The organism is Pseudomonas sp. RW3S2 (assembly GCF_014268955.1).
Taxonomy (GTDB): domain Bacteria; phylum Pseudomonadota; class Gammaproteobacteria; order Pseudomonadales; family Pseudomonadaceae; genus Aquipseudomonas; species Aquipseudomonas wayambapalatensis.
Map to the genome: position 1 here is coordinate 1 of NZ_JABWRM010000021.1, position 25,354 is coordinate 25,354.

21 protein-coding genes are annotated in these 25,354 nt (G+C 59.6%); 6 read left to right on the forward strand and 15 right to left on the reverse strand.

All coding sequences use genetic code 11. From position 1 onward, the window contains the following. The 14 genes from HU748_RS23040 to tssB form a co-directional block, all read right to left on the reverse strand. Positions 1-848: hypothetical protein (locus HU748_RS23040; RefSeq protein WP_186722076.1), on the reverse strand; the 848-nt coding region annotated here is incomplete at its 3' end. After that, a complete protein-coding gene (locus tag HU748_RS23045; RefSeq protein WP_186722077.1) occupies positions 848-3,457 on the reverse strand; it encodes a T6SS effector BTH_I2691 family protein in 2,610 nt (869 codons plus the stop codon). The genes HU748_RS23040 and HU748_RS23045, both read right to left, overlap by 1 nt. An 8-nt stretch (positions 3,458-3,465) precedes the next feature. After that, on the reverse strand, positions 3,466-4,347 hold the full coding sequence (locus tag HU748_RS23050; RefSeq protein ID WP_186722078.1) for a DUF4123 domain-containing protein: 882 nt from the start codon (positions 4,345-4,347) through the stop codon (positions 3,466-3,468). Further along, entirely contained in the window at positions 4,344-6,530 is a 2,187-nt protein-coding gene (gene tssI, locus HU748_RS23055; RefSeq protein WP_186722079.1) for a type VI secretion system tip protein TssI/VgrG, read from the reverse strand. The genes HU748_RS23050 and tssI overlap by 4 nt, the downstream gene beginning before the upstream one ends. A gap of 72 nt (positions 6,531-6,602) precedes the next feature. Then, positions 6,603-7,118 (reverse strand): Hcp family type VI secretion system effector, encoded by a 516-nt coding sequence (locus HU748_RS23060; RefSeq protein WP_186669712.1) that lies wholly within the window; start codon positions 7,116-7,118, stop codon positions 6,603-6,605. Between the two features lie 133 nt (positions 7,119-7,251). Then, positions 7,252-8,100 (reverse strand): type IVB secretion system protein IcmH/DotU, encoded by an 849-nt coding sequence (icmH, locus tag HU748_RS23065; RefSeq protein WP_186722080.1) that lies wholly within the window; start codon positions 8,098-8,100, stop codon positions 7,252-7,254. Between the two features lies 1 nt (position 8,101). Beyond that, positions 8,102-9,439, reverse strand: coding sequence for a type VI secretion system baseplate subunit TssK (gene tssK / locus HU748_RS23070; protein WP_186669710.1), 1,338 nt, complete (start codon positions 9,437-9,439; stop codon positions 8,102-8,104). Positions 9,440-9,485: 46 nt separating this feature from the next. Continuing rightward, positions 9,486-10,280, reverse strand: coding sequence for a type VI secretion system lipoprotein TssJ (tssJ, locus tag HU748_RS23075; protein WP_186722082.1), 795 nt, complete (start codon positions 10,278-10,280; stop codon positions 9,486-9,488). Then, a complete protein-coding gene (locus HU748_RS23080; RefSeq protein WP_186722084.1) occupies positions 10,277-10,834 on the reverse strand; it encodes an FHA domain-containing protein in 558 nt (185 codons plus the stop codon). Before HU748_RS23080 ends, tssJ begins: the two co-directional genes overlap by 4 nt. Then, the gene (tssG, locus tag HU748_RS23085) at positions 10,831-11,847 is read right to left on the reverse strand and encodes a type VI secretion system baseplate subunit TssG (protein ID WP_186722086.1); all 1,017 of its coding nucleotides are present in this window, start codon (positions 11,845-11,847) and stop codon (positions 10,831-10,833) included. Before tssG ends, HU748_RS23080 begins: the two co-directional genes overlap by 4 nt. Next, complete coding sequence (tssF, locus tag HU748_RS23090; RefSeq protein WP_186722088.1) at positions 11,811-13,577, reverse strand: type VI secretion system baseplate subunit TssF; 1,767 nt, start codon at positions 13,575-13,577, stop codon at positions 11,811-11,813. The genes tssG and tssF overlap by 37 nt, the downstream gene beginning before the upstream one ends. 3 nt (positions 13,578-13,580) lie before the next feature. Further along, a complete protein-coding gene (gene tssE, locus HU748_RS23095; protein ID WP_186669704.1) occupies positions 13,581-13,991 on the reverse strand; it encodes a type VI secretion system baseplate subunit TssE in 411 nt (136 codons plus the stop codon). After that, positions 13,988-15,478, reverse strand: coding sequence for a type VI secretion system contractile sheath large subunit (gene tssC, locus HU748_RS23100; RefSeq protein WP_186669703.1), 1,491 nt, complete (start codon positions 15,476-15,478; stop codon positions 13,988-13,990). Before tssC ends, tssE begins: the two co-directional genes overlap by 4 nt. A gap of 16 nt (positions 15,479-15,494) precedes the next feature. Then, on the reverse strand, positions 15,495-15,998 hold the full coding sequence (gene tssB, locus HU748_RS23105; protein ID WP_186710589.1) for a type VI secretion system contractile sheath small subunit: 504 nt from the start codon (positions 15,996-15,998) through the stop codon (positions 15,495-15,497). Between the two features lie 358 nt (positions 15,999-16,356). Here tssB and vasI point away from each other — a divergent pair, with 358 nt between their 5' ends. Genes vasI through HU748_RS23125 form a run of 4 tightly spaced genes read left to right on the forward strand, consistent with a single transcriptional unit; the run spans position 16,357 to position 22,507 of the window. Then, entirely contained in the window at positions 16,357-16,932 is a 576-nt protein-coding gene (gene vasI / locus HU748_RS23110; RefSeq protein WP_238343442.1) for a type VI secretion system-associated protein VasI, read from the forward strand. Then, entirely contained in the window at positions 16,920-18,380 is a 1,461-nt protein-coding gene (tssA, locus tag HU748_RS23115) for a type VI secretion system protein TssA (protein WP_186722090.1), read from the forward strand. The genes vasI and tssA overlap by 13 nt, the downstream gene beginning before the upstream one ends. Then, the gene (tssM, locus tag HU748_RS23120; protein WP_186722092.1) at positions 18,380-21,988 is read left to right on the forward strand and encodes a type VI secretion system membrane subunit TssM; all 3,609 of its coding nucleotides are present in this window, start codon (positions 18,380-18,382) and stop codon (positions 21,986-21,988) included. Before tssA ends, tssM begins: the two co-directional genes overlap by 1 nt. 18 nt (positions 21,989-22,006) lie before the next feature. Further along, complete coding sequence (locus HU748_RS23125) at positions 22,007-22,507, forward strand: hypothetical protein (RefSeq protein WP_202885240.1); 501 nt, start codon at positions 22,007-22,009, stop codon at positions 22,505-22,507. 15 nt (positions 22,508-22,522) lie between these two features. On the opposite strand, the gene HU748_RS23130 is transcribed toward HU748_RS23125, so the two are convergent. Beyond that, positions 22,523-23,644 (reverse strand): mechanosensitive ion channel family protein, encoded by a 1,122-nt coding sequence (locus HU748_RS23130; RefSeq protein ID WP_186722094.1) that lies wholly within the window; start codon positions 23,642-23,644, stop codon positions 22,523-22,525. A 211-nt stretch (positions 23,645-23,855) separates the two neighbouring features. On the opposite strand from HU748_RS23130, the gene HU748_RS23135 reads away from it, so the two are divergent. Together HU748_RS23135 and HU748_RS23140 are read left to right on the forward strand one after the other, a co-directional pair. After that, positions 23,856-24,371, forward strand: a complete 516-nt coding sequence (locus HU748_RS23135; protein ID WP_186669697.1) for a sigma-70 family RNA polymerase sigma factor — start codon at positions 23,856-23,858, stop codon at positions 24,369-24,371. Continuing rightward, complete coding sequence (locus tag HU748_RS23140) at positions 24,368-25,315, forward strand: FecR domain-containing protein (RefSeq protein ID WP_186722096.1); 948 nt, start codon at positions 24,368-24,370, stop codon at positions 25,313-25,315. Before HU748_RS23135 ends, HU748_RS23140 begins: the two co-directional genes overlap by 4 nt. Positions 25,316-25,354: the final 39 nt, after the last annotated feature.

Consider the following 25,354-nt stretch of genomic DNA (forward strand, 5'->3'; position numbering starts at 1 on the left):
GTACGAAAGTAGCGGGTCAGCCCTTCGAATTGAGGTGTGAAGGCTTGCCAGGGCCAGGGGAAGTGCGAGGTGATGCGGGGGCGCGGTAAACCCTCTGGTCCCTCATCCATGAAGCGGCGGATGAACTCCCATTCGTCTTGCAGCTCCGTGAAGTTGTTGGCGGCCTTGCCTACGTGGACGAGTTCGGGATGAAGTGCGCCGGCGTACGAGGGTTGCCACATGAGATCCAAAGGAAGGCCCAAGCTACCGGCAGCGGCGTATTTTTTATCAGAGCCACTGCACATGACACCGTGCCAAGGAAGTGTGACGATGCCGCCACAGTACGATGGGCGATGCAGGTAGACTTGTTGGGTAGTGCGGTTGAAACGTATCAGCAAGTGGCGGGATGTGAACATCTCGAATCGTGTGAAGCGAAGCCCAAATTTTAAGTAAAGCCATAATGTGCCTATGCCCATGGTTAGGAAGAATGATGCTAGAAAAAGTCGTTCGCCATAGGGCTCGCCGTTGTAGCTGAGTGATAGGCTGAATAGGAATTTTATGTCTTCTAAAACAATCGTTATATTTACTAATGAGTAGACTATAAGTGCGACGGATAATATGCTTATCAGTCCCCGTTTATTCTCCCACATGCCGCAACGCATTTCCAATATGTGCTCGTTGTAAGCGTAGACTGGTCCTCGACTTTTGGGGGTGTTGCTAGCTGATTTTTTTGCAGATTCAATCATCTCCTGTTCGTCGCTTTCATATATGGTTTTCCTTTTCGCTTTATTATGCTGTTTTTCAAAAGCATCGCGTTCTTCTTTTGGGTCGATGTAGGCAAGCCATGAGAGCCACTCAACAAAATACATTATATGATCTCGCTAATTGCACTGAACAAGTCTTCAAGTTCTTCTGCATCCTTTAAGTAACCTTTGTGAGATAGCTGAAGGCGGAAGCAGCATTTGCTGCACCATTTTTCTAGCGCGTTTTCATCGAGAATCAATAAGGCGATACTGGTGGCGAGCACGATGGCGCCTCCAATCCAACTCAAACGACTAAGCCAAAGCATGGCCGCTCTGTTCACCGCCAATCGTGTAGATAACTTTGAAAAGGCCGCGCCTAAGCTACTTCTGAATATATTGAGGTCACTAATCGATAGCCAGTGGAAAAGCGCACTAGCCTGTGAAAACGCTATTCCTCCTTGCCCTACGAGCAACGCGAAAGTAGCGCCTGTTCTAATTCCATAAGCTGAGGCTAATATTGATTTAGATTTATTCCGTGCTTCTAGGGCGTCGGAGATGTCCCACGTAATACTGACAATCCCCCCCACCGCCGCCAACCCGGCCCCCCACAGCCGATAACGTCCCAAGCTAACTTGCGCACCTCGCGCAGTGACGCTGTTCTCACCAACACCTCTGAGCGTCACTTCAGTACCCACTGCAAGTAGTTCCATCCCTGCGGCGGCACTGGTCAATGCGGCCGCAGTCACTTCACTCCAGAAGCGTCGGTTCTTGTCATCTTTTCTTCCTTGTAACAGCAGCAACCCCGCTTCCAGCAGAAGTAGCGCACTGGCCACGCGCAGGCGATAGAACTGATTGCCGTGTACGCCTTGCAATGTCTCGACATAAGCTCGGTCGAGGCGGCGCACGACAGGTGCTGCAACGCGACCGCGTGACGGGGTTTGGCCTTCCAGCGCCTGCTCACTCAACCGCAGGTTCAATGCTTGCTCACCCAGTGAGGCGATGAGGTAGGTGCTCAGGCGTCGGTAAAGCAAGCGATCGGCGCTACCAGGGGCACCCACTGACAAGCTCTGTCGCCCCAATTGCCCGAGCCAGGCCAGCGCGCCGGCCGTGTTGGCGGGGCTGTGTTGCGCGAGCAGGTCCAGATGGCTATCGACCTGGCTGAAGTGTGCGGCGAGTTCCTTGGCTTGTTTGAGCGCTGTATCCAGTTGCTGCAAAGGATCGTCACCCTGCGGCAGTGCGTCCAGCGTTGTGCGTGTTTGCGCAAGCACCTCGGCGATTGCGCGCTGGTTGAAGACAAACGAGCGCAGCGCCAAGTTGTCGGGGGAGATACTGTCGGCGCGCCACCATTGGGCAAGTAACTCTGCGCCGGCGGGCACGCCTTCGAGGCCGACCACGCACAGCCCCGTCTGCTGCGTAAAGCACAGGCCATTGGCGAGGTCGTTCTCGTCGTAGTGGGCAAGCGCCTTCAGAAGCTCGGGGGACTTCAACCACGTGAGGTGATCTGCCGCTCTGGACTCGGCAAGACGTTGTGCTTCGAGGCTCTGCGCATTGAACATGTCAAGGTGTTGATGCATGCCTTGCAGGTTGACCTTTGACAGGTAGCGCTCTTGGAAATGCTTTGCAAATTCGCCGTTTCTCGCACGGGTCTCAAGGTTCTGCCTTTTTAACTCACTGGCGCTGTCGAGAATGTCCTCTTTGGTCTGCGCCCACCAATCGGCCATCTGCGGGTGAACACCCTGGTCGCTGCGGGCGAGATAAGCGCGCATCGCCTCTTTATGGTGATCGACCAGCGCGGCGACTTTGCGCTCAGTGAATTGCTGATGCAATTCGCTGAATGCCTGTGCGACCAAAACCTTGCGCTCGTTACTAGGGCCGGCTTTCTCGGTGCTGGCTTCCAGCCAGTGCTTGAGGTGTTCCATGCCGGCGTTGCGCCAGGCATTGAGTTCTTGAGTAATACCGATGGCGTCCTCCACCACGATGGCGACACCCCGAGCTTCAGGTCTGTCGCCCAAAGGAGCCAGTGCTTGCCGCGCCGCAGCCAGCGAGCTGATGCTGGGTGTACTGAATACCTGGGAGTCCAATAGCCTGCGCAACAAGTCGTTGGATTCGGCGGCAAAGTCGGCGACAAGCTCCAGTTGGTCATGACGTATCGTGTAAGGCCTGGGGGTCGGACAGCTGGGACCGGCGAAGGGCGCTATATCCACGGCCGGTAGCGCGTCGCGTCGACGCAGCAATTGTCGCTGTGCCGCGAGGGTCAAAGGATCAGGGCTGTAGAACAGGCGAAGCTCAAGCAAATCGTCGAGATCCTGAACCTTGAACGCCCAAGTCATATTGCGCACGACATCCTGGAGGGTGTGGGTACCTGACGGTTGAGGCTCGGTGTTTTCAGGGTCTATGAGCGACAGGGCCCCGTTCGCGGCGATTCGATAGGGTAGATGCAGGCTGTAGCGCCCGCTGCGTTTGCGCTTTTCCATGACATACAGGAAGCCTTCACGAAGCGGGCGAATGGCGTAATCGGCATGACCCAACGCAGTGACGCGATGAGGGTGGCGCAGATGCTCAGGCAGGGTAGGTAATCGTTGGCGCTGGTGGGCACTGCCGCCAACGGCGGCATAGCGTAATGGCAGCACAGTGAAGGTCCGAGTACATGTGACGTCAGGCCCAACTGAAAAAGGATCTTGCAGTGCCTCGCAGTTCTGCCGATTGATTTCAAGCAGCGTCTCCAGATCGAGCATGAGAGGTCCTAGTGAAGTAAGCGGTGCAGATGTGTTTGAAGGCGGTGAGCAAATGGCTGTCGTTGCTCGAGTGATTCCTTCATAGCGGCCTGCCAAATGGGATCGAGTGTCAATCTGTCGCCGAGCAGCGCTGAATAGGTGACATAGGTGATCAGGTCTTGTTGCTCGATGAATCCTGCTTCTCGCGCGGCAGCGAGGTACTTGCGTACCCGACCCAGGCGCACGCTGTGGCATTGTTTAGCTTGCCCACTCGCGGCCAGTGAGCTTTTCAATTGATCGGCGAGTCGATGTTCAAGTGGGTCTCCTGCCAGCGCCTCCCAGCACGCAGGGTCTAGTGTTAGGTCGTTGAGTTCTTCGGTTGCAGATCTGTCGCCACCCATCAAACAGCACCAGGTTTCTTCATTGGCATCTGGATAAGGCACCCACCAACTATGGATGGGTGCGAACCATTCGACGATTTTGGGCAGATCCTTTCGGGCATGCAGCACACGCAGGCATTGTTCGGTGTGATAGCGCAGTAAGTAGCGTTGGCCGTCAGGTGCCCGAACTGTGTTGGCTTGCGCCAGGTGAGTGGCTAACGCAGCAGTAGGCAACGAGCTGATGATCCAGCCGCAGATGGCATCGGCTGCGAACTCGCTCAACTGCCAGAAGAGGTCGGATTGGTTCTGTAAGTTGGCGTCGGTGTTGGCCGCATATAGACCGGTGCCGAACGGGCGCAGGTTGCTGAGCTCATCCTGTTGCATCAGCGGACACAATATTCCGTGCTCCCGCTGTGCGAGGCTTTCCAACTGTTCAGTGCTTAGCTGGGAAAGTTCAAGAACAGCGGAAAGTCGATAGCCTTCTGCTTGTCGTAGAGGACGGAGTAATTTTTCGACGAAGAGGTCTTTCATTCGTGATCCCCCTCCATGCGAATGACATTGCGACCTTCTGCGATGGCTTTCAGCAAACAGCTGATGCAGATGGCTTCCGCAGGCGTTGGAGTGGAACTGATGGCTAGGTTATGCGTGCTTCCTGTTGGACTTTGTGCTACAGGGCCTTTGATTTTGATTGCAATGGCGTCAAGTGTGATGCCGCTGCCGTCAAGCGTTAGCGTTGCTCCCGGCGCCTTGATGGTTAGGCTTTGTGACACTTGGAGCTCTATGACTTGCGTTTCTTGGCGAATCGCTTGTCCTGCCCGTAGCTCGACATTTCCGACCACGTGTTGCTCCAGATGGCCGCCAATCTCTATCGAGTGATTCGCTGTGGTTTTGTCATATCTGTTGTTACCCACCTGCTCCGTACGATCTTCTGCTGTGGTGATCATGCGATGGCGGCCAATTTGAAGCAGGTCATCCCGACCTGTTTCACGATGATGGTCTCTCCCAATTTTCAGACCTTGGTCGTTACCCACTTCCTCGTGTCGGTCATGGCCAATACTGATCTGCTCATCCCGCGCTACACGTTCAGACCGATCATTTCCAATCTGTGTGGTTTCATCATGCTTGACCACATTGTTCTGATTCCGCTCGGCATGAATGAACACCTCCTGCCGCCCCAGTTCATCCTCGAAGCGCAGCTCGTTGAAACCATCCCCTTTGTGGGTCTGGCTCTTGATGGTCATGCGGGTCTTGTGTTCGGGCAGGTCGTAGGGCGGCAGTTGATCGCCGCAGTAGGTGCGGCCAGTGATCATCGGTTGGTCGGGGTCACCGTTGACATACTGGATGATCACATCCTGGCCGATGCGCGGAATGGCCATCGAGCCCCAGCTGCCACCGGCCCAGCCTTGCGATACCCGCACCCAGCAGGAGCTGAACTCGTTATTCTCGCTCTCGCGGTCCCAAGGGAAACTGACCTTGACCCGGCCCCACTCATCGCAATAGATCTCTTCGCCCTTAGGTCCGACCACAGTGGCCATGTGCGGGCCGTCGATGCGCGGTTTTGCCAGCGGAGAAGGTCGCCATTCGGTCCGACCGGGGACCAGCACGGCGGTCTGCTCATAACGCGTGCTCTGGTCGATCCCTGTGGCTTCTTCCTGCAGGCTGGTGAACTGGCTACCTTTGTGGGTAACCGCATTCACCCGCCAATGGGTATTGAGGTCATCACGCGGATGACCCGTCAGCGTGAAGCTCAAGCCCGGTTGCAGGCGTACGTCATCACCTTCGACTTGCGCCAGTCGTACATCATGACGCAGTGCCGTGATGCGGTTTTCGGTGAACGGTTTACCTACGACATCGCGCTTGTAGCGGCCTGGGTAATCGAAATATTCGTACTCGTTGGACTGATGCTCCAGGAAGGGGCCGGAGGCCCTGTGTTCCTGGCGGTAAGCCGGGTTGGTGAAGGTGTAGTCGCGCTGAACCTGGCGTGCTGTGCGCACCTGCTCGCTGTAGCTCAAGCGGCGCAAGCAGGGAACAGGCTGGTCGCCACCGCTGCTGGCTTGGTACAGCACGCTGTCAGGGGCTACAGGCTCGTCGTTATCAAAGAAGCCCTCGTCTTCATCCTCGGGCTTGATGGCGCCATGGCTGATCAACCCCAGCGATTGCAGCCGATCAGTGATGATCAGCTTGTGCAGCTTCTCACTGTGGGCGAAGCGATAGACGAAGCCTTCCTCAGCAGCAAGACGAGCGATGAACGCCAGGTCTGTCTCGCCGGCCTGGACGCAGAACTCGCGGACCTGGTGGTCCATGCTGGCACGCAGTTCGTATTGGTCGATGCCCTGACGCTTGAGCATCAGTTCAAGAATTTGCGGCACAGTCTTCTGTTGGAAGATACGCCAGTTCGAACGCAGGTCGGCGCGGGCCAGTTGCGGCTCGACCAGCGCCTGATAGTAAGTACGGTAGAAGCCGCTTTCAGCCTGGCTGAAACGGCTGACCAGGCCGTGCACGTAGCGCACAGGGCGTTCGCCATGCCAGATGGTGAACAACACCGGCTTGTCGAGCAACTGACCGAAGTCGATGTCGTTTTCGTGGCTGATCAGCTGAAGTTCGAGCGTGAACGGCTGGCTGATGCCCTCCTTGAGTGTGAACGAAACCACTTCGAATTCTGCTTTGCCAGCAAGTGGCAGAAAGCTGTAACGCAAGTCAGATTGGCTAGGCATAAGCAATCCTTGTCCGCCGTCCGAGATTCGAAATGCCCAGGCAGCGATGACTGCCGGGGCATTTCTGTTAGATCAGGCGATCGGTTTGCGCCAGTCGTCGGAACCCTCGGTGCCCGCAGTCACGTGGGTCCAAGAGATCTTGCGGTATGACAGCGAGACCTCGATAAGCTGGGTGAAATCAGCGTTATCCTTGTCTTGTGCGTGAGGCAGCACCGTATTGATATCAACGATGGTTGCATCCTCCATCTTGGTCGTGAAGAAGTGCTCCTGCTTGCCCTCTACCGAGGTGCGATACCAGTTGACTTCGACGGTGGGCAGCATTTCACCGCTGGCCAAGGCTTGATACATCAACGGCGTGGCCTTGTTCAGCGAACTGGTGAAGATGAACGGTTTGTGTACCCGTTGTCCGGCGGGCTGACCGCTTTGCGGATCCGTAGGTACGGTCACTTGGTGCTTGATTTCCTGTACCAGAATCTCGTCTTCGTGACCTTCGACGAAGACATTGCCCACCGAGTCGGAGGTGAAGGCGCCCGCAGTAATGTTGCCTTGGGTCTGGCCTTCGATCTTGATGTAAGCGGGTGTTGGCATGGCAGTTTCTCCTGCGTCCATGTGGATTGAGCACGCGCACACACGGTGGCGTGGCCATCGGAAACGATGGGCTTGTCAACGAAGCCATTGCCTCGTCAATTCGTTGAGTTCCGTTACGCCGGATGTCGGCGGGTTACTGCTGCAAAATGCCGTTGAGCGATGCCAGCACCTCTGTGGTAATGAGGTGCAGGCGGTAGCTGTAGGTGCTGTAGGCCACAGCCATGGCCGCGGCGGAAATTGCCAGTGGGCTCCACCATGGCCATTGCCGGTTCATGCGGAAGTTGCGTGGAGCCACGTTGGTGTAGGGATCGCAGACATGTACCGGTGTTGGTCCACGTAGTTCACGGATGATCCCGTGGAGCTTGTGGATCAAAGCGTTCAAGGACTCATCGCCTTTCGGTGCGATGGCGTACTTGCCCTTCAGGCCCAGGCACAGCGCGAAGTACATGAACTCCAGTACGGCTTGATAACGCTTGGGTTCTTGCATCAGGCGCGCGAGCACCGTGAAGAGTTTTTCTCCACCCCAGGTTTCGTCATGAAAGATGCTGAGCAGCGGCTCTTGGCTCCAGCAACTGGTCTTACCCCAGGGCCTGTCCATGACCGCTTCGTCGATATAGAGGCACAGCCCGTACGAGTAGGCGAGCAACTGAGGATGCTCGTAACCGTGCTGGCGCATCTCTTCCCGGATGTTGTCGATCTGGTTGCGCACCTGTTGATGCACATCCTTGATGTTGGGCAATGAATCCAGTGTGCGCAGGCGCATCACCAGGCCGAACAGGGGGGCGGCGGCATCCAGCATGGGATTGGCATAGCCGCCCCGCAGTTGGAAGTCAGGGTCGGCGAAGTAACCTTGAAAAGCAGGTTGTGCCTGCGCATTCGTGGCGATGTTGTCGGAGGATCTTTTGGCGTCCCTACCTGCGTTGGCTAACGCGTCGAAGAGGCCCCTGTTGCCATCCTGGCTGTCGTGAACACCATCTCTCATCTCATTCACTCCTGATTGCCCAGAACTGAATTTCAAGCCCTGGGAACTCGCCTGCGACATGAATGCCGAAGCCACTGGACGTCTTCATGCCAGCCCAGGCTGGGCCTCGACGGTCCAGTTCGAAGTAGGTGAAACCTGCGTGGAATGGCAAGTCCCTAGGCGCCACGGGCAGCGGCACCAATGGAATACCTGGCAGTTGCAGCGGCACAGCTTCATTCAACGATTCCAGCGAGACGACTTTTGCCTTCTGCACGAACATCTGGCGCAACGTGTGCGGTGGCAGATTGGCACGTACCGCCAGGATGAAGTCGGCTTGGTCGATCAGGCGACGGTCTTCCAGGGTGGTCGTCATCACGCCGTACTCCAACGTTTGCAATGGCAGCGAGACGGCGCGGGGTTGCAGCACAGTGCTCAGTGCCCGGCGCAGTGTGTCCTCCAGCGGCTTGAACGAGGTGCGCAATGCGGTGTGGTGATAGGCGGGGTAGTCCTGTGGTAGCCGGGTTTCGTCGGTGAAGGTGACGAACTCGCCACAGGCCTGGCTCATGTGCAGATACAGCTGCTCGGGGTGGGTCTGGCCTTGCCTGGTCAGGTGCTGGAAGCACGGCCACCAGCGGTTCATCGCCTGCAGCAGGTTGAAGTCGCGGATGTCGGCGATGCCCGACTGCCCAGAAGCGCCGATGCGGGCGGCCAGGTTGCGTGCGCGTTCGCGCAGCGTATTGGTGATCTCTTCCAGAAAGCGCTGCAGTGCCGGTATGGCGCGTACCGAAACGCTGGTGGGGTAGAACCCTTCGTCCAGTTGCAGGCTGCCATCGGGGCGCCGCTCAAGAATCCGGGTCACGGCCAAGCGGGTATAGGCGCTGCTGTCGTCGGCTTTGCGCTTGAGTTGCAAGTTGGGTACTGCCAGGTCGACCTGTACCAGGTCACCGTCTGCGCTGTGGGTGTCCTTGATTTCCTCGGCTTGAGCGCAGTATCGGAAATTGGCGGGATTGTCGGGCCAGCTCACCTCTCGGCCACCTTCGGTGCGCAGTGGCAGGCACAGGTAGATCTCGCTGTCTTTCGCCCCGTCGTCCTCGATTTCCAATGGTGGCGGGGGCGGCAGGTCGGCGGGTATATCGAACACTGTGCCGTCCGGCATGATGCCCCGCGCACGGGTGATAGCGATCTTGCCCAGGCTCAGGTACTCGTCGTTCAACTGCAGTTCGCTGAAACCATAGAACGCCGCATTGAGGCTGCCGAGGCGTTGGTGCAGGGCTGCTTCGCTGGCCCGGGCCGCCTGTTGAAAATGCTGCGGTTTGACGAACAGGCCTTCAGGCCACAGTACGGGGTTGCGTGAACTCATGAGCGCTCCGTGTCAGCGTGAGTAGGTGAGGTAGTCTGGCGTGGCATCAGTCTTCCTCCTTGAGCTGGACCTGCGTGTCGTTGAGCAACACCGACAGGATGATCTGGTGGCCGCGAGGGGGAATGCGCAGCACTTGACTCCAGGTGGCGTTTTCCTGGTTGCGGTAGTCGGCGATCACCGCGATGAAGCGGGTTTCGGGATCGATGGGCGCGAAGGGAATGAACTTGAACTGGCCCGGTCGCAGCAGGTAGTCGTCATCGCGGATGTAGGTGCTGCGCAACGCCTTGGGCGGGTCCTTGTCCAGCAGTTCGTAAACGCTGTTGCGCAGTAGCGAGTCGTCGCGCAGTTGCAGGATCTTGATCGCCATGGGCGTAGCGACAGGCTCGGCGGCCACGGTCGTGGTGTGGGGTAAGGTCAGGACCACGGCCGGGTCGTCGTAGCTGCCAGGAGTGCTTTCTTCCATGGGCGATCGCAGCAGGTCGTCGTCCTCGTCCACTGGCATCGTGACTGGCGACATGGCGGGGAACTGTTGCTGGAGATATTCGAGCAAGGTCCCGACTTTCTCGGTCAAGGCGTACGGGTCACCAGCGCTCAAACTGACGGCGTAGGGGCTCGCTTCCAGGGCGCCAGGCTGCTCGACGGATACCTCGACGCTGTGAGCGTTGCCGTTGAGCGTCGGGCTGGCGTTGATGCTGAACGCGACTTGGGTCGGGTGTTCCTTGGGCGGTCCGACGGGCACCGAGGGGTCCACGATGACCTGGCCGATCTTGCTCAGAGAAGTGCAGCCGCAGAGCCCGAACAGCGCCGTCAGCAGAGCGGCTGCGAATGGGTAACGGATCATGGGCGTTCTCCTGCAATCAGGCTTTCCAGGGGGGGCTGCTGCGCAGGTCCTGTCTCAGTATCCAGCGCCGCCAAGGGATCGCTGCCAACCCCTGGTTCGAAGACCGAGCAGATTTCAACGACGGCCTCGCGGGTGGCACAAGCCGATTGCCAGGTCTGGGCGGGTATATCGATTAGCCGTTGATCAAAGGTTCTCTGGTCAAGGCTGAACAGGTCTTCCAGCGAGCGCACATCCGCTTGTGAAAGCTGAATCTGCAGCCGGTAAGCGCCGATGCGCAGTTGGTCACCTTCGAGCAGGCGTCGGGCGGTGAGCGCCCCCACGCAGTCGAGACTGTCGTTCAGGTAAGTGCGCTGGCAGTGATCGATGACGCAGAAGCTGCCTTCGATCCAGCGAATCTCGCAGTGGACCGGCGCAACGTTCCCCTCACGATCATTGATCCGCCAGGTAGCCCCTGCGCTGCCGATGGTGCCACCGATGCGATCGAACTGATGTCGTGCCGTGACGTCGTGCTGCAACTGTTCAAGGTTGGTGATGCTCAAGGTCAAGGTGCTCATGAGCGCCCCCGAAACCGCACAACCGGGGTGATCTGGCCATGGCGGTCATCGACGAAACTGGTCCAGCCCAGGTAGGCGCCTTGGCTGGCGTGCAGGCAAAAGGGCGATAGGGCGTTCTGCTTGAGACGCAGCTCCAGGTCGTAGGCCAGGCCGTCGCGCAGCAGGAAGTCGATCAGTGCACGCAGGCGATTGAAGTTGATGCCGCTGGGCAACAGGTTGCGCAACTGATTCTGGTCGAGCTCACTGATCACGATGGTGAACTTGCTGCTGCGGGTTCGCGTGCGGCTGCCGACCATGAGCGAACTGCCCAACTGGCCATTGCTGCGGCCTAGGCTTACCAGTTGCTGGGTCGTGGTGGGGACCAAGCGGGTTTCGAACTCGCGGATCTGCACCTGCTTGAGGTCGAAGCAGTGGGCGATGATGCCGGCGACAGTGCCGGGCGCACGGCTGCGGCTGGCGATGACGCCGGCGAAGCTGAGCAGCCGACTCCAGGGCAGTGCTGTGTCGCCGCGCAGCTGTTTATCATTCAACCCGAGCAGGGCAAAGATGTACTGCGAGAAGCCGTCGGTAGCACCCGGCTGGAAACGAATGTAGTAGCGGTACTTGCGCCAGATGCGGTGTAACAGGCTGAGCAGGTAATGATTGAAGAAGTCGAAGAAGGCCGGGCGCACACCGATACCCTGCGCATGCTCATACGCCACCTGCTCCAGGTAGTAGGACGGCAGGGGGGAGTCCGTACCATGCAGGCCCATGAATGTGGTGCAGACGCGGTAGCGGTCTTGCGCCGCAGGCATGCGCTCGGCTTTGTATACGTCCGAAACAGGAAAGGTCAGCCGCGGGTCGCAGGCAAGCCGCACGCGCAGACGTGTGGCTTTGTCTGGCCAACGCGGTTCCAGATCATCACCGTGCAAGCCGTGCAGGCGCTCCAGCAACTGGAAGAAGTTGTACTGGTGTGCCTCGGCGAGCAACGTGTCGGCTAGATCAGCGGTTGCTTGCCGGTCTGGATTGGCCATGTGTAGTGCTCGGTATTGGTGATGTTGATAACTTCCAGTTGATGGAAGGAATTGATGCTGGCGTAGAGGGCGAAGAAGTGTGCGAGCACGCAACCGAACAGGTAGAGGTCGCCCTCGCAGAGGAACGCCGCCTGATCCAGCTTCAGTCGTGTGCGCAGGCCACGAACGGGCTGTCCCTTGATCAGCCAGTCCAATGGCTCTGTTTGAACATCCCTGATGCCATCGAGGCGTTTGCGGGTGGTGCGTGTCTGCTGGATATCGTGCAGCGCCGCGAAGTCGTAGGCGCGAATGACCGCCTTGAGCGGTTCAGCCGAAAGCAACGACAGGTAGTTCAGTGACATGTTGGAGATCAGGGCCCACTGCAACTGGCCGTCCAACACCGGTCGATACGGGCGGGTTGGGGCACAGATGTTGCTGTAGCTGGCAAGCGGTGGCGTCACCTCGGATATCACGTTGATGTCATCGATCGCCAGTGCCAGCGGTAGGTCGCGATTGGTACAAGTCAGGTCGATGGACGCGGTTTCCAGCTCACCGATGTAGGCGTTGGCGTCCGCGCGCACAAAGGCAATGCGGTGCGTGACCCCATCACCGCGCAGGGACTCTTCGAGCGTGTAGCGGTAGTACAGCGCCTTGCGCCCTTGAACATGCTCGATCTCATGAGCGAACGATTCGAAAGGGCGGAAGGTCCGCAGGTGTTCGCCGGCACTACCGTCGGTTGTCGTGCGGGTGCTGATTACCTGGTCGACACTGAAGATCTCATAGGCATGCCGCGCGTTCCCCCTGGGAGTGAGCTCGACCTGGGCAGCCTCATTGGACAGGTCGATTGGCTCGGCGCTGTGTGCGAACAAATTCACCGCAGGGGTACAGCACAGGCTGAAGTCTGCTTCTGCGACACGCAGTGAGTCAGGTAACTGGCGGGAGAAGTGAAATTCAAGGCCTACTTGCTGGGCCGCTTGATCAGGCCAGATCTTCTCCAGCCCCGTTAACTTGAAGAAATGGAAGCGCTCAGGGAAAACGAAGTATTCCTGGAGGATTCGGTAGCCGTCGAAGACGTTCTGCGGGTAGGGCAGTAAAGCCTCGTCTGGCCTGAAGCCTGGGAAAGCGAGGCTACTGGCGGGTAGTCGACGAACTTCACCATTGATCATCACACTGACATATTTGAGGTACTGAGCGATCCAGAGATACAGAGTGCGGGCGGTCTGGGTGTCACCGCTCAGGTGAAAGTCCAGGCTGTGGCAGCTCATCGTATTCAACGGCCGCTCTGCCAAGGTTCGCAGGTCGAGCCGAACCACCGAGCTGTCGAGTGTCTGGGTAGCGTGTACCTTTTCGATCGCGAACGGGTGGATGTCCACCTCGGTGCAGGTGCGAAATTCGCAGGGCACCCCATCCACAGGTTTGGAAAACAACCGCGAGCCCCTCGGGATACGCTGGGATTGACTGAGTGCCTGCTTGCGTGGCGTGAACTGGATGATCGTGGCGCTCGGCAGCGGCCGCAGGTAGTTGGGCCACAGCAGTTGCAGCATGGGGTGCGTCAGCTCAGGGAGGTCGTCTTCCAGCTTGAGCCGCAGCTTGGCGGTGAGGAAAGCGAAAGCCTCCATCAACCGTTCGACATCCGGGTCGCTGCCACCCTTGCCGAGCAATCGTGCAAGTTGTGGGTTGTCTTCGGCGAAGTCGTTCCCCAGCTCATGGAGGTAACGCAACTCTTCGCTGAATCTGTCCTTGAGCGACATGCGTCACCTCACTCGGGTGTGGCGGTTATGGCCGTTGACCAGCAGCTCCAGTTGCAACTGCTCTGTGTGGTTGTTGACCTGCACGTGGCAGTCCAACCTGAAATGCAGCTCCAGCGGCGCGTGGCAATCGGGCACTGCCTTGAGCGAACGCACATGCACGCGGGGCTCGAAGCGCAGGATGGTGCGGCGGATGTCCGCGCTCACTTGCTGCAATAGGTCGCCACTGCTTGCGTCGTGTCCATTGAAGTCACGCAAGCCCAGCTCGGGGCTGCTCTGCGAGCAACCCTGGCGAGCGTTGAGCAAGGTTTCGAGGTGACGCTTGATGGCGGCGAACTTTTGGCTGGCGTTTTCTTGCCGGGACGGCTCCCGGCAGACGGACTGATCCACCGTCAAGCGATCGAAAAATCCACTCATTGCGTATCGAGCCGTCCAACCAAGGAGATTTCGAAGTTCGCGCCCATGTACTTGAAGTGCGGGCGTACGGCGAGCGACACCTGGTACCAGCCTGGATCGCCGGCAACGTCCGATACCTCGACTCTGGCGGCACGCAATGGCCGGCGGCTGCGCACATCGGCAGAGGGGTTTTCCTGGTCTGCGACGTATTGCTTGATCCATTTGTTGAGCTCGGACTCAAGGTCACGGCGCTCCTTCCAGCTGCCGATCTGTTCGCGCTGCAGCACCTTGATGTAGTGGGCCAGGCGGTTGACGATGAACAGGTAGGGCAGTTGGGTGCCGAGCTTGTAGTTGGTCTGCGCTTGCAGCCCTTCCGGGGTCTTGGGGAAGTTTTTCGGTTTTTGTACCGAGTTGGCGGAGAAGAACGCGGCGTTGTCGCTGTCCTTGCGCATGGTCAGAGCGATGAAACCCTCTTCGGCCAGCTCGAACTCCTTGCGGTCGGAAATCAGCACTTCGGTCGGGATCTTGGCCTGCAGCTGGCCGAGGGACTCGTACAGGTGCACCGGCAGGTCCTCGACGGCGCCACCGGACTGCGGACCGATGATGTTCGGGCACCAACGGTAGCGGGCAAAGCTGTCGTTGATGCAACTGGCCAGCAGGAAGGCAGAGTTACCCCACAGGTAGTTGTCGTGTTTTCCGTCGATGTCCTCGTAGTAGTGATAGCTCTGGACGGGATTTTCTTGGGGGTGATAGGCCGAGCGCAGCATGAACCGCGGGCCGGTCAAGGCCGCGTGCCGGGAGTCCTCACTTTCACGGAATGCACGCCACTTGGCATGACGTGGGCCGGCGAAAATGTCCTTGATCTCTTTCAGGTTGGGCAGCTCTTCGAAGCTGCTCAGATTGAAGAACTCGGGGGACGGCGCGGCGAGGAAAGGGGCGTGAGACATCGCACCGACGGAGGCCATGTAACTCAGCAGTTTGATATCGGGGGAAGAGGGGCCGAAGTTGTAGTTGCCCACCATGGCTGCAACCGGCTCGCCGCCAAACTGACCGTAGCCTGCCGTGTAAACGTGTTTGTACATTCCACTGCAGGTGATATCGGCAGCATTCTCGAAATCATCGAGCAAGTCTTCCTTGCTGACATGCAGGACTTCAAGCTTGATGTTTTCGCGGAAGTCAGTGCGATCGACCAGAAGTTTGAGGCTGCGCCACGAGGATTCGAGCTGCTGGAACTCAGGCTGGTGCAGGATCGCATCCATCTGTTTGCTGAGCACCCGATCCACTTCGGCGATCATCTGATCGACGCGGTGTTTGTTGATTAATTGATCTGGGTCATCACTTTTAAGTATTTCGGCGATAAAGGCCGAGACGCCCTGCCTGGCGACCTGATAACCCTCTTGTGCAGGCACCAATTTGGTTTCTGCCATGATCTGGTCGAGCAAGCTGGCTGTGCCCAATGTGTCGACAGTTGTTTCAACGGCCACGGTAGTGCTGTTTTGCTTAGGCATGGGACGCTCCGCTGTCTCAGTCTTCTTTTGGCGCTTCGAGCACCAGGTCCAGTTCTTCGGCGAGTTGTTTTCGGGCGTGCTCGTTGCTCAACAGATGCTGCAGTTGCTTGCGAAACGCAGGCACATTGCCCAACGGCCCTTTGAGGGCAACCAAGGCTTCGCGCAGCTCCAGCAGCTTGTTCAGCTCCGGTACCTGACGGGCGATCCGGTCTGGCCCGAAGTCGTTGATCGACCGGAATTGCAACTGCACGGCAAGCTCTGTGCCTGGAGCCGCGTTGAGCATGGAGGGCACGGACATGCCCAGGCTTACGTCCGCGTCATTCAGTACGTTGTTGAATGTGTGTTTATCGATGCGCATGACAGGACGATCTTCCAGCGCACGGTTGTCATTCAGGCCGAAATCGCCCATGACCAGCATCTTGTGGGGAAGCTCTATTTCGGCTTGTTCATCTCCAGTGGCCGGAACATATTTGATGTTTATGCGTTCCTTGGGCGCGACTGAGCCAATATTCTTAGCCATAAAATCTATCCTTGGTCTGTAGGAAGTTTCCGTGATGCGTGAGCTTTGCAAACTTACTTGTAGGAAAGTTCTCTAAGTGTGGGGCGAATTTTCACTTTGATAGTTAGCGGTAACTTCATCATTAAAAACCTTGCATTGAGTGGTGTTAATTGGTCGAGCGGGAATTTGTAACTAAATATTTGTTTGTTGTTTTTCTCGCTTATGGCCTACGCTTTCGCCAGTTTTAAGATGCGACTGGAATTAAGCGATGCGCAGGTCTGGTCTCGGGTAAGTGCAGATTTAGAACAGGAAGTTATTGTCAGTGATTGTGCGCAATACATACGGCGTAGGGATTTCTCTGCTACTCAGTTGTATGCCGATGCCTGCATACGCTGATCGAGATTGCCCAAGGATCGTGTCCAATCTTGAGCGCCTGGCATGTTTCGACAAGTCCGCAGGAACACCGGCTCGCGTTGAGCCGCTGAGGTGGTCCGCGCCGGAGCAGGACTCACCCACCGTGCGCCGCGTGTTGGCTCATGAAGCGAGTCGGCCGCCAGAGGACCTGACGTTTCGCCTCAGCGCTGAAGGGGAGGGGTTGCTGATATCCGCACCCGCCATCGCATCGGCAACGCCGTCCCCATACTTGGTCATCAGCTGTGTGCAGAACATCTCCAGGTTGCAGTTGGTCGTTGGACGCCCGCTCGATGTAGGCCGGGTGACGGTGCAGTTGCTGGGCGAACGCCGCAATACCAACGCGACACCATGGCAGGTAATGGAAAACGGTCAGGTCCTCGACGCTGGTCGAGGTTTGCCGGGGATCGAGCAGATCAAGCAACTGATCGGCGCCCACCGCATTCACGTTCAGAGCGACAACCCGGCCATCGATGGCTTGATCTTTGATGCCCAGGGGCTTGACCCACTCATCGATGAGGCGCGCAAGACATGTCGCTGGTAGCACAGGTTTCGGCTGAAGAAATCGCCCGGCTGCTTGCGCCGATCGACCCACAGGCACCGGCTGGCCTGTTCGATGTGGAGGATGAGACATACCAGGCCATTGACCAGGAGATGGTCAAGCTGGGAGGGTTGCAGGAGACCTCGATCGACTGGACCTACATCGAAGAGGCTTCCCGGCAGTACTTGGCCCAGCAGTGCAAGCATTTGCGAATCGTTACCCACCTGAGCGCGGCATGGCTGCGCGCCGATTGCTGGCAGCGCTGGGGATTTACCTTGGAGCTGTTGGCGGGTGTGGTTGAACGCTATTGGGAAACCGCTCATCCAAAACCGGGCCCCAAGGGCTATCTGGGCAAGCGCAAGCTGGTCACCATCGTGGTCACCCGCTTGATCGAGGCGCTGCCGCGACTAGACCGCTTCACCTACAACGCCTCTCATGCCGCCCTGGCTGAGGACGGCTTGAAGCGTCTGCAACAGCAACAGGACGCCGCACAGTTGGATTCCGCGGCACTGGGCGAGCTCGAGCACGTGTTGGGCAAACACCTGGAACTTGCCAGCGGCGCTGGCGAGTCTTCGCCTACGGCTGCTGCACCCAACATCAAACCTGAATCTCTGGCGCAAGTCATTGCCAAGCCAACGCCACGCGTGTCGCTGGGCAACGAGCGAGAAACGCGGCGTGCCGTACTGAGCATGGCCGAGCTCATCAATCAGCAGGACCCCTACGACCCTACCGGCTACCAGCTACGCCGCTTCGGCCTGTGGGCACATATTCAGGCCGCGCCGCAGACCAGGCAGGACAATCGAACGGAGCTGATGGCGGTTCCGCAGGATATTGCCGGTGACTATGAAGAGGCCATCGCGGGCACGACGGTTGATGCGGCATTGCTGCAGCGGATCGAGAAAAGTGTGACGGCTTGCCCTTACTGGATTCGCGGCAGTTTCCTCGCGGCGGCCGCCGCAACCCGGTTGGCGATGGGCGAAGTGGCCGAGGCCATTCGCGCTGCCACCGCGCGGTTTGTGCTGCGCATGCCAGCGTTGCAGCAATTGTGTTTCAGCGACGGCCGTGTATTCGTGGATGACCAATGCCTGGCCTGGCTCAAGGGATCCCAAGGGCAATCCGATCAGGGTGCAGGCGCTCAGGAGTTTGCAAGCTTGCGTGAAGAGTTGACCGGCCAACTGGAAGTCGGTGGCGTCGAACCGGTTCTGCTCAGGCTGCAAGGGATGCAGGCCGATCTGCGAACGCCTCGGGAGCGCTGCCATACCACGGTGGTCGCTGCTGACTTGCTGGCTGCGCGGGGGGTGTCCTGGCTGGCGCAGGACCTGTGCGCGAGCGTTGCCCGGACGATGCAGCACACCACTGCCAGCGCCTGGGAGCCGGAGGTCTTTCAGCGGCTTCAGCAATATGCCGCCCCCCAGTTGCTGGTTGAACGGAGCAAGGAGCAGGAATCTTGATGAAGCAATTATGGAAGCAACTCAAACGCAGGGGCTTGCCGCTGGTGACGCGCATTGGCCTGGCGATGCCGCTGCTGCTCGTGCTGGCTGCTGTGCTGATGCTCGTTGCCATCTGGTGGCTCGGTCCGCAATGGACGTGGCGCGAGCAGCGACCGTTGGCCAGCATTGCCCATCGAGGGCTGGCAAGCCTGGTGCTTGTGCTGATACCCCTGGTGTGCTGGCTCGTGGTGTTGCGCAGGCGTTTTCGCCATCTGCAGGCAGAGCGCAATCAGGCAGCAGCCGTCGAACTGGATCAAACGTTGCCGTTCGTTCAAGCGCAAGAGAAGGCATTGGACCAAGGGCTTTCGCGATTTCTACACAATGCCGGTGGGCGACGAGCGTTGTACCGACTGCCCTGGTATCTGGTAGTGGGCGACCAGCATGCAGGCAAGACCAACTTCCTCGACCGTACCGAACAAAGTTTCTCTCTGACTCGCATCGACAAGGCACGGGCGCGTGGCCGACCAGTGCAAGCACTGACCTATCCGATCGGTTGGTGGATCAGCAACGATGCGGTGATCATCGATCCGCCAGGCGCTTTTATCAGCCAGGGGGCTGGGGTCGCTTCGCCTGCCGAGGAAGCAGACGCAGTGCCAGTACCTCCCACCACTTCGGCCAGATTGTGGCAGCACCTACTGGACTGGCTGCTGCGCAACCGAAGCCAGAGACCCCTCAACGGTGTGCTGCTGGTTGTCGATCTGCCTGCACTGTTGCACGGCACACCTGAGCAACGTGTCGCGCTGGCGCATGTCTTGCGCGCGCGGCTGTACGAGGTGAGCAGCCAACTGGGCTCACGCCTGCCGCTGTATGTGGTACTGAGCAAGTTCGATCTACTGGATGGTTTCGATCAGCTTTACGCCGGGCTTCCCGCTGCGGCGCGGGAAAAGATGCTGGGCTTCACCTTCAAGCTGGATGCAATTGGAACGTTCGACGCCTGGCTGGACGAGTATGGCGATCACTACGATCGGTTGATCAGCCAGTTGTTTGAGCAGGTGCTGGACCGACTCGATACATTGGGCGATGCATCACTGCGGGCGCGTCTCTTCTCATTGCATGCCCAGCTGGTTGGGCTGCGCCCGATACTACTGAGATTCCTGCAAGAAGCACTGGCAAGTGACCGTTTCACCACGCCTGCGCTGGTGCGTGGTGTGTACTGGTCTTCGGTAGTGCAGCAAGGCGACATGCTCAATGCATTCGTTCGCGAGGCTGCCCAGCCCTACAAGACAAAACTTCCGCTGCGCGAGGGTAAGGTCCAAGGCAAGGCTCTGGTCTACTTCATCCAGCATGCCTTCAGGCGCGTCATCTATCAGGAAGCCGGGCTTGCCGGGGACAACATCAGAGTGGCGCGTAGCAAGCGGCAGTTGCTCTGGGTTGGCACGGGTGTGGGCGCACTGGCTTTTCTTGTCGCCATCGCCAGTTGGCAACGCTACTTCGATATCAATGGTGCCAAGGCCGCCAACGTGCTCGCCAAAAGTCGGGAGTACAGTCATCACGAAGTGGACCAGCGACTGGACCCGACCGGGCACAACCTGCTGGAGCCGCTGGATCAGATCCGCGACGCGGTGTCGGTATTTGGCGACTACCGTGGCGCATGGCCGGGTGTGGCTGATTTAGGTTTGTATCAGGGGCGTGCCATCGGTCCGCGTGTCGATGAGGCCTACCTTAGTTTGCTCTCGAAACGCTTCCTGCCGGCCTTGGCCAGTGGGGTAGTCGATGCCATGGATGCGGCCCCGCCAGGTAGTGAACAGCAGATGGCTGCCCTGCGGATATACCGGATGCTGGAGGATCGCCAGAACCGCCGATCCGAATGGGTCGAGGAGTGGATGGCTCGCCAGTGGCAGCAAAAATTTCCTGGCCAGGGCCAACTGCAACGCGACCTCATGCGGCATCTGAAGTACGCGATGGCGTATGCCGATACCGAACTGCCGCAATACAACCAGCGAATCGCCGAGGTGCAGCAGATTTTACGCAAGGCGCCGCTGCCAGAGCGGGTCTATGCGAGCCTCAAGCAGCAGGCGGGGGAGCAGTTGCCTACAGGCCTGGACCTGCGTCATCAGGTCGGGCCGACCTTCGACGTGGTGTATCAGTCGTCTGTCGGTGCCAGGTATGGTGAAAGTGTGTTGGTAGCACCCATGCTTACGGCCAAGGGCTTCAGAGAATACTTCGAGCCGCGTAGCCAACGGTTCGCCGAAATGGCCATGGTCGACGAGTGGGCACTGGGCGAGCGCGGCCAGCTCGACTACTCGGATGCAGACCGAGAGGCGCTGGGTGAACGGCTGCGCAATTTGTACAGCGCCGATTTCATCGACAGTTGGCGGCGTGCCTTGAATGCTTTCTCGGTGGCCGACTTCCGCGATCTGGATCATGGGGTTGAGGTGCTTCAGCAGTTCACCGGCCCAGCCGCACCGCTGCATCGGCTATTGGATACGGTGAGGGTCAATACTTCGCTGTCATCTGCTGTGGAGGCAGATGCAGTTGCGCAGGCTGAGGCCTTACGACCGATAACCCGCAAGCCCGAGCAACAACAGGCGTGGGCTATTCAGCGTGCCTTTGCCGGGCTGAGCGCGATGTTGCAGGCAACGGGTGAAAAGCCCAGCTATTACGATGAAACCCTTGCTGCCATTGCCGCTGTTCATGATTACGCCAAGGCAGTGCAGGACAGTCCGGACAGAGGCAAAGCAGCACTCCAGGCAGTACTTCAGCGCTTCTCGATGACAGGACCCGATCCGATCGGCACCTTGCAACGCGTAGCCACCGGCTTGCCAGAGCCAATCAACCACCAGGTTAGAAAAGTGGCCGATCAAACGGCACAAGTGCTCAACATCGAAGCCCTGCGCGAACTGGAGCGGCGCTGGGATGCCGAGGTGTACAGCTTCTTCCAGCAGCGCCTGGCTGGGCGTTACCCCTTCGTGGTGCGGGCACCCGATGCTTCGCTGGACGACTTTGAAGCCTTCTTCGGGCCGAAGGGACGGCTGCAGCAGTTCAACGATCAGTACCTGCGTGTTTTCCTGAAGGACAATCTCGAAGCCCTGCAGGCTGGCCAGCAAGGGCGGTCGTTGATTCGCAGCGATGTGATCGAACAGTTGGAGCGAGCAGATCGCATCCGCGAAACCTTCTTCGATCAGCGTGGCAACCTGAGCGTGCAGTTCAGCATTGAGCCGCTGGGGCTCAGCGCTAACCAGCGTACCAGTCTGCTGGACCTCGATGGCCAGCTGATTTCCTACACCCATGGTCCGCGCCAGATCACCGGTATCGTCTGGCCTAATACTCTGGGGCAGCACGTGCGTAGCAACCTGACCTTGCTCAGGCAGAGCGGCAACAGTAGCAGCTTGGAGTACCGCGGGCCTTGGTCGATGTTCCGCTTGCTCAGCCGTGGCTCGCTCAATGGACGCACCGCGACCAGCGTGGACTTGAGCTTCCGGACCGGTGACGGCGTGATGCGCTATCGACTCAACGCGGAGAAGGCCTTCAACCCTATAACGCAAGAGCCTTTCAAAGGTTTCCAGTTGCCACGAGGATTGTTGCAGCAGTCGCCCAAGCTGGAGCCAACTAAGCAGGCCCGGCTATAAGCGACGCCAGCTGGAGCGATGCTGCTCGAACGTCTGGGCAACCGCAGCACGCTGACCGTACCACTGATGGCGGTGCTGGTGTGCTGGCGCGTGGCCCACGGTGTGAGTGGTGCGATTCTGTGCCTGTACGTGCTGTTCCACCTGGCCAATCATCTGACCGGGCTGGTCGGGCCCGAGCTGCACGTTGAGGTCATGGACCTTGGCCGTACCCTTTACCGGGCGGGCTTCATTGAACCGCTGCTGGTACTGGCATTCGTCTTCCAGGTGGTCAGCGGCCTGCATCTGGCCTGGCGTTGGAGCGCGCGCGTGCTGCTCGATCCCTGGAACATCCGCCTGGTGCCGCACTACGCCCTGGGTGTGTTCCTGGTACTGCTGCACCTGCTGCTGGGGCTGCGCGTGGTGATGCAGGCGCACGGTTTACAGGCTCGGGCTGTGCGTCTGATCTGGCGCAGTGGCGTGATCGCCTGCGCGGCCATTGCGCTGGCGATCATTGCCGGGATGTGCGGGGTGCGGCTGTAGCGCCGGGGGCGGCGTTCAGTTCCCCTGCGAGTCCCGTCCCCTGACATGAGTAAGCTGGTTCGAAGCCTCCGGCAAGCCTGTCACCTTGATCGAGCGCGCGCCGACGGCAAACTTGGCGCCGACCTTGGAGAAGCGTTCGAGCAACTGGAAGTTGATCGCCTGCTGGATGTCCATGTACAGGTTGTAGCCCGGGTCGAGCACGATGTAGACCGCTTCGAACTCCAACGCCTCCTTGCCGAAGCCGCGCAGGTGGGCGCGGTCGAAGCGCACCTGGCCCTGGGCCTTGATCGACTCCTCGACGATCGCCGGGGCCTTCTTCACCGCCTCGGTGGGCGTGTCGTACGACAGGCCGAACTCGAAGACGATGCGCCGTTCCTGCAGGCGCTTGTAGTTCTGGATGGTGCTGCTGATCATACCGGCGTTGGCCATGACGATCTGTTCGCCGCCGAGGCTGCGGATGCGCGTGGTCTTCAGGCCGATGTTCTCCACGGTGCCAGCGAGCGAGCCGATGACGATGAAGTCGCCGACCTCGAACGGTTTGTCGACGGCAATCGACAGCGAGGCGAACAGGTCGCCCAGCACATTCTGCACCGCCAGCGCCACGGCGATGCCGCCAACGCCAAGGCTGGCGACGAAGGCGGTGATGTTCACGCCCAGGTTCGACAGCATCGCCAGCAGCACCACCGACCACAACAGCACCCGCGCGCCCCAGCCCGACAGGGTCGCCAACGCGCTGCCGCGGTAGGCATTGCCGGTGTCGTGGCGGGCGAAGTAGCGGGTCAGGCCGAGGGCGATGGCGCGGTTGGCCCACAGGCCGATCTGCAACGCAGCGACCACGAACCACAGGCTGCCGACCCGGTCCAGCCAGCGTTCCGGCAGGTCCAGCACGCCAAGGCCGACCAGCAGCGAGGCGAGCATCAGCAGGAAGTTGCTGGTGCCTTCGAGTACCTGGGTGATGAGCTTGCTGAGCTGCCCGTCATGGCTGGACCACTGGCGGGCACGGCGCTTGAGGAAACTCAGCGCCCAGCGCGTCACCAGGAAGGTGATAACCGTCACCGTCAGTGCCAGCAGCAGGTTGAGGATGGAGATGCCGAATACCGTGGTGGTGGTCAGCAACTGCAGAAATCGTTCGTCCATCGGGTCCCCCTCCGAGGTGTTGTTGATTGCAGGGTGTGCCGTGGGCACAACCTGTTTAGAAGGGGGAGGTGGGTGAGGGTTTAATTGGATTTTGCCGGTGGCCGTAGCCGCCGCTTCGCGGGCGGATGACAGCAGGGCACCTTGGCGAGCGGATGAGAAATAATTAGAATCACTCGCATTCGTATCTCATCCTCCCTCAGCGTGCCTCCGAATGTCCGACCCCGCCGCGGCAGCCGAACCCAGTTTCAACACCCTCTATCGCGACCATCGCAGTTGGCTGCAAGGTTGGTTGCACCGGCGCCTGGGCGATGCCTGGACTGCGGCGGACCTGACCCAGGACACCTTCCTGCGGGTGCTCGCGGCGCAGCAGGGCAACGCCGTGCCGAGCCTGCGCGAGCCACGGGCCTACCTGCTGACGGTCGGGCGCCGGTTGCTGGTCAACCACTACAAGCGGCGCAGCCTCGAACAGGCCTATCTGGATGCCCTCGCCAACCTGCCCGAGGCGCTGGCGCCGTCGCCGGAGCAGCGCTGGTTGCTGCTGGAAACCTTGCAGGCCCTGGATGACCTGCTCGATGGCCTGCCTGCCGTGGTACGCCGGGCCTTTCTCTGGTCGCAGCTAGAAGGGCTGGACTACGCCAGCATCGCCGGGCGCCTGGAGGTGTCAGAGCGAACGGTGAAACGCTATATGGCCAAGGCATACGAACACTGCCTGCTGGTGGACCTGTGAGCACCCCGGTGGATGCTGGTGCACGCCAGTTGGCCCGTGAGGCGGCGCAGTGGCTGGCCTTGCAGGATGCCGGCCAGCTCGACACGGAGCAGGCTGCTGCACTGCAACGCTGGCGAGCCCGCAGTGCCGCCCATGAAGCATTGTGGCAGAAGGCCGAGGGTCTGCGTCAGCGCTTCGCCCAGGTCCCGGCGCCACTGGCGGTGGCTTGCCTGGACCGTCCCGATCCGGATCGCCGCCGCCTGCTGGGGCAAGTGCTGGGCTTCGGCGCACTGGCACCGCTGGCCTGGCTGGGTTATCGGCAGTTGCCGCTGGACGACTGGCGTGCCGACCTGCGTACCGCCACGGGCGAGCGCCGCGGCTTGACCCTGCCCGATGGCAGCCGGTTGCAGCTCAACACCGGCACTGCGGTCAATCTGGACTTCGCCGAAGGTCGCCACAGGCTGCAACTGGTGCAGGGCGAAATTGCCCTCGACACCGTGGGCCCGCTGCAGGTGCAGACCCGCGACGGTCTGGTGCGGGTGCATGGGGCCAGTTTCTGCGTGCGTGAGCGTGCGCAGGGCTGTGTGGTGTCGGTGACACGTGGCCAGGTCAGCCTGCAACCGCTGGCCGGGCCGTCGGTTCGCCTGGAGGCCGGGCAGCGGGCGATGCTGAGCGCCTCCGGGGTGACAGCCAGCCAGCCGTTCGACGCCCAACTGCCGGGTTGGCAGCAGGGGTTGTTGATCGTCGACGACCAGCCCCTGGGCGATCTGCTGCGTGAACTGGATCGCTACCGCCCCGGGCTGCTGCGTTGGGACCCGGCGCTGGAGCAGTTGGCGGTGACCGGCACCTTCCAGCTCGATGACACCGACCGCATTCTCGCCCTGCTGGCGGCGAGCCTGCCGCTTCAGGTGCATTACCGCACCCGCTACTGGGTGTCGCTGACCCCTCGCAAGAAAATTGCCTGAAGCCTGTCCCTTTTTTTGCGCCCGCTTGTCATCAAGGGT

Bases quoted from the DNA above. Each gene is read 5' to 3' on its own strand.
- HU748_RS23080 (WP_186722084.1), bottom strand. From the start codon at position 10,834: ATGAGCACCTTGACCTTGAGCATCACCAACCTTGAACAGTTGCAGCAC.
- tssF (WP_186722088.1), bottom strand. From the start codon at position 13,577: ATGTCGCTCAAGGACAGATTCAGCGAAGAGTTGCGTTACCTCCATGAG.
- tssJ (WP_186722082.1), bottom strand. From the start codon at position 10,280: ATGATCCGTTACCCATTCGCAGCCGCTCTGCTGACGGCGCTGTTCGGG.
- HU748_RS23045 (WP_186722077.1), bottom strand. From the start codon at position 3,457: ATGCTCGATCTGGAGACGCTGCTTGAAATCAATCGGCAGAACTGCGAG.
- vasI (WP_238343442.1), top strand. From the start codon at position 16,357: ATGCCTGCATACGCTGATCGAGATTGCCCAAGGATCGTGTCCAATCTT.
- tssE (WP_186669704.1), bottom strand. From the start codon at position 13,991: ATGAGTGGATTTTTCGATCGCTTGACGGTGGATCAGTCCGTCTGCCGG.
- tssI (WP_186722079.1), bottom strand. From the start codon at position 6,530: ATGCCTAGCCAATCTGACTTGCGTTACAGCTTTCTGCCACTTGCTGGC.
- icmH (WP_186722080.1), bottom strand. From the start codon at position 8,100: ATGAGAGATGGTGTTCACGACAGCCAGGATGGCAACAGGGGCCTCTTC.
- HU748_RS23060 (WP_186669712.1), bottom strand. From the start codon at position 7,118: ATGCCAACACCCGCTTACATCAAGATCGAAGGCCAGACCCAAGGCAAC.
- HU748_RS23135 (WP_186669697.1), top strand. From the start codon at position 23,856: ATGTCCGACCCCGCCGCGGCAGCCGAACCCAGTTTCAACACCCTCTAT.
- tssA (WP_186722090.1), top strand. From the start codon at position 16,920: ATGTCGCTGGTAGCACAGGTTTCGGCTGAAGAAATCGCCCGGCTGCTT.
- tssG (WP_186722086.1), bottom strand. From the start codon at position 11,847: ATGGCCAATCCAGACCGGCAAGCAACCGCTGATCTAGCCGACACGTTG.
- tssM (WP_186722092.1), top strand. From the start codon at position 18,380: ATGAAGCAATTATGGAAGCAACTCAAACGCAGGGGCTTGCCGCTGGTG.
- HU748_RS23130 (WP_186722094.1), bottom strand. From the start codon at position 23,644: ATGGACGAACGATTTCTGCAGTTGCTGACCACCACCACGGTATTCGGC.
- HU748_RS23125 (WP_202885240.1), top strand. From the start codon at position 22,007: ATGCTGCTCGAACGTCTGGGCAACCGCAGCACGCTGACCGTACCACTG.
- tssK (WP_186669710.1), bottom strand. From the start codon at position 9,439: ATGAGTTCACGCAACCCCGTACTGTGGCCTGAAGGCCTGTTCGTCAAA.
- tssC (WP_186669703.1), bottom strand. From the start codon at position 15,478: ATGCCTAAGCAAAACAGCACTACCGTGGCCGTTGAAACAACTGTCGAC.
- tssB (WP_186710589.1), bottom strand. From the start codon at position 15,998: ATGGCTAAGAATATTGGCTCAGTCGCGCCCAAGGAACGCATAAACATC.
- HU748_RS23050 (WP_186722078.1), bottom strand. From the start codon at position 4,347: ATGAAAGACCTCTTCGTCGAAAAATTACTCCGTCCTCTACGACAAGCA.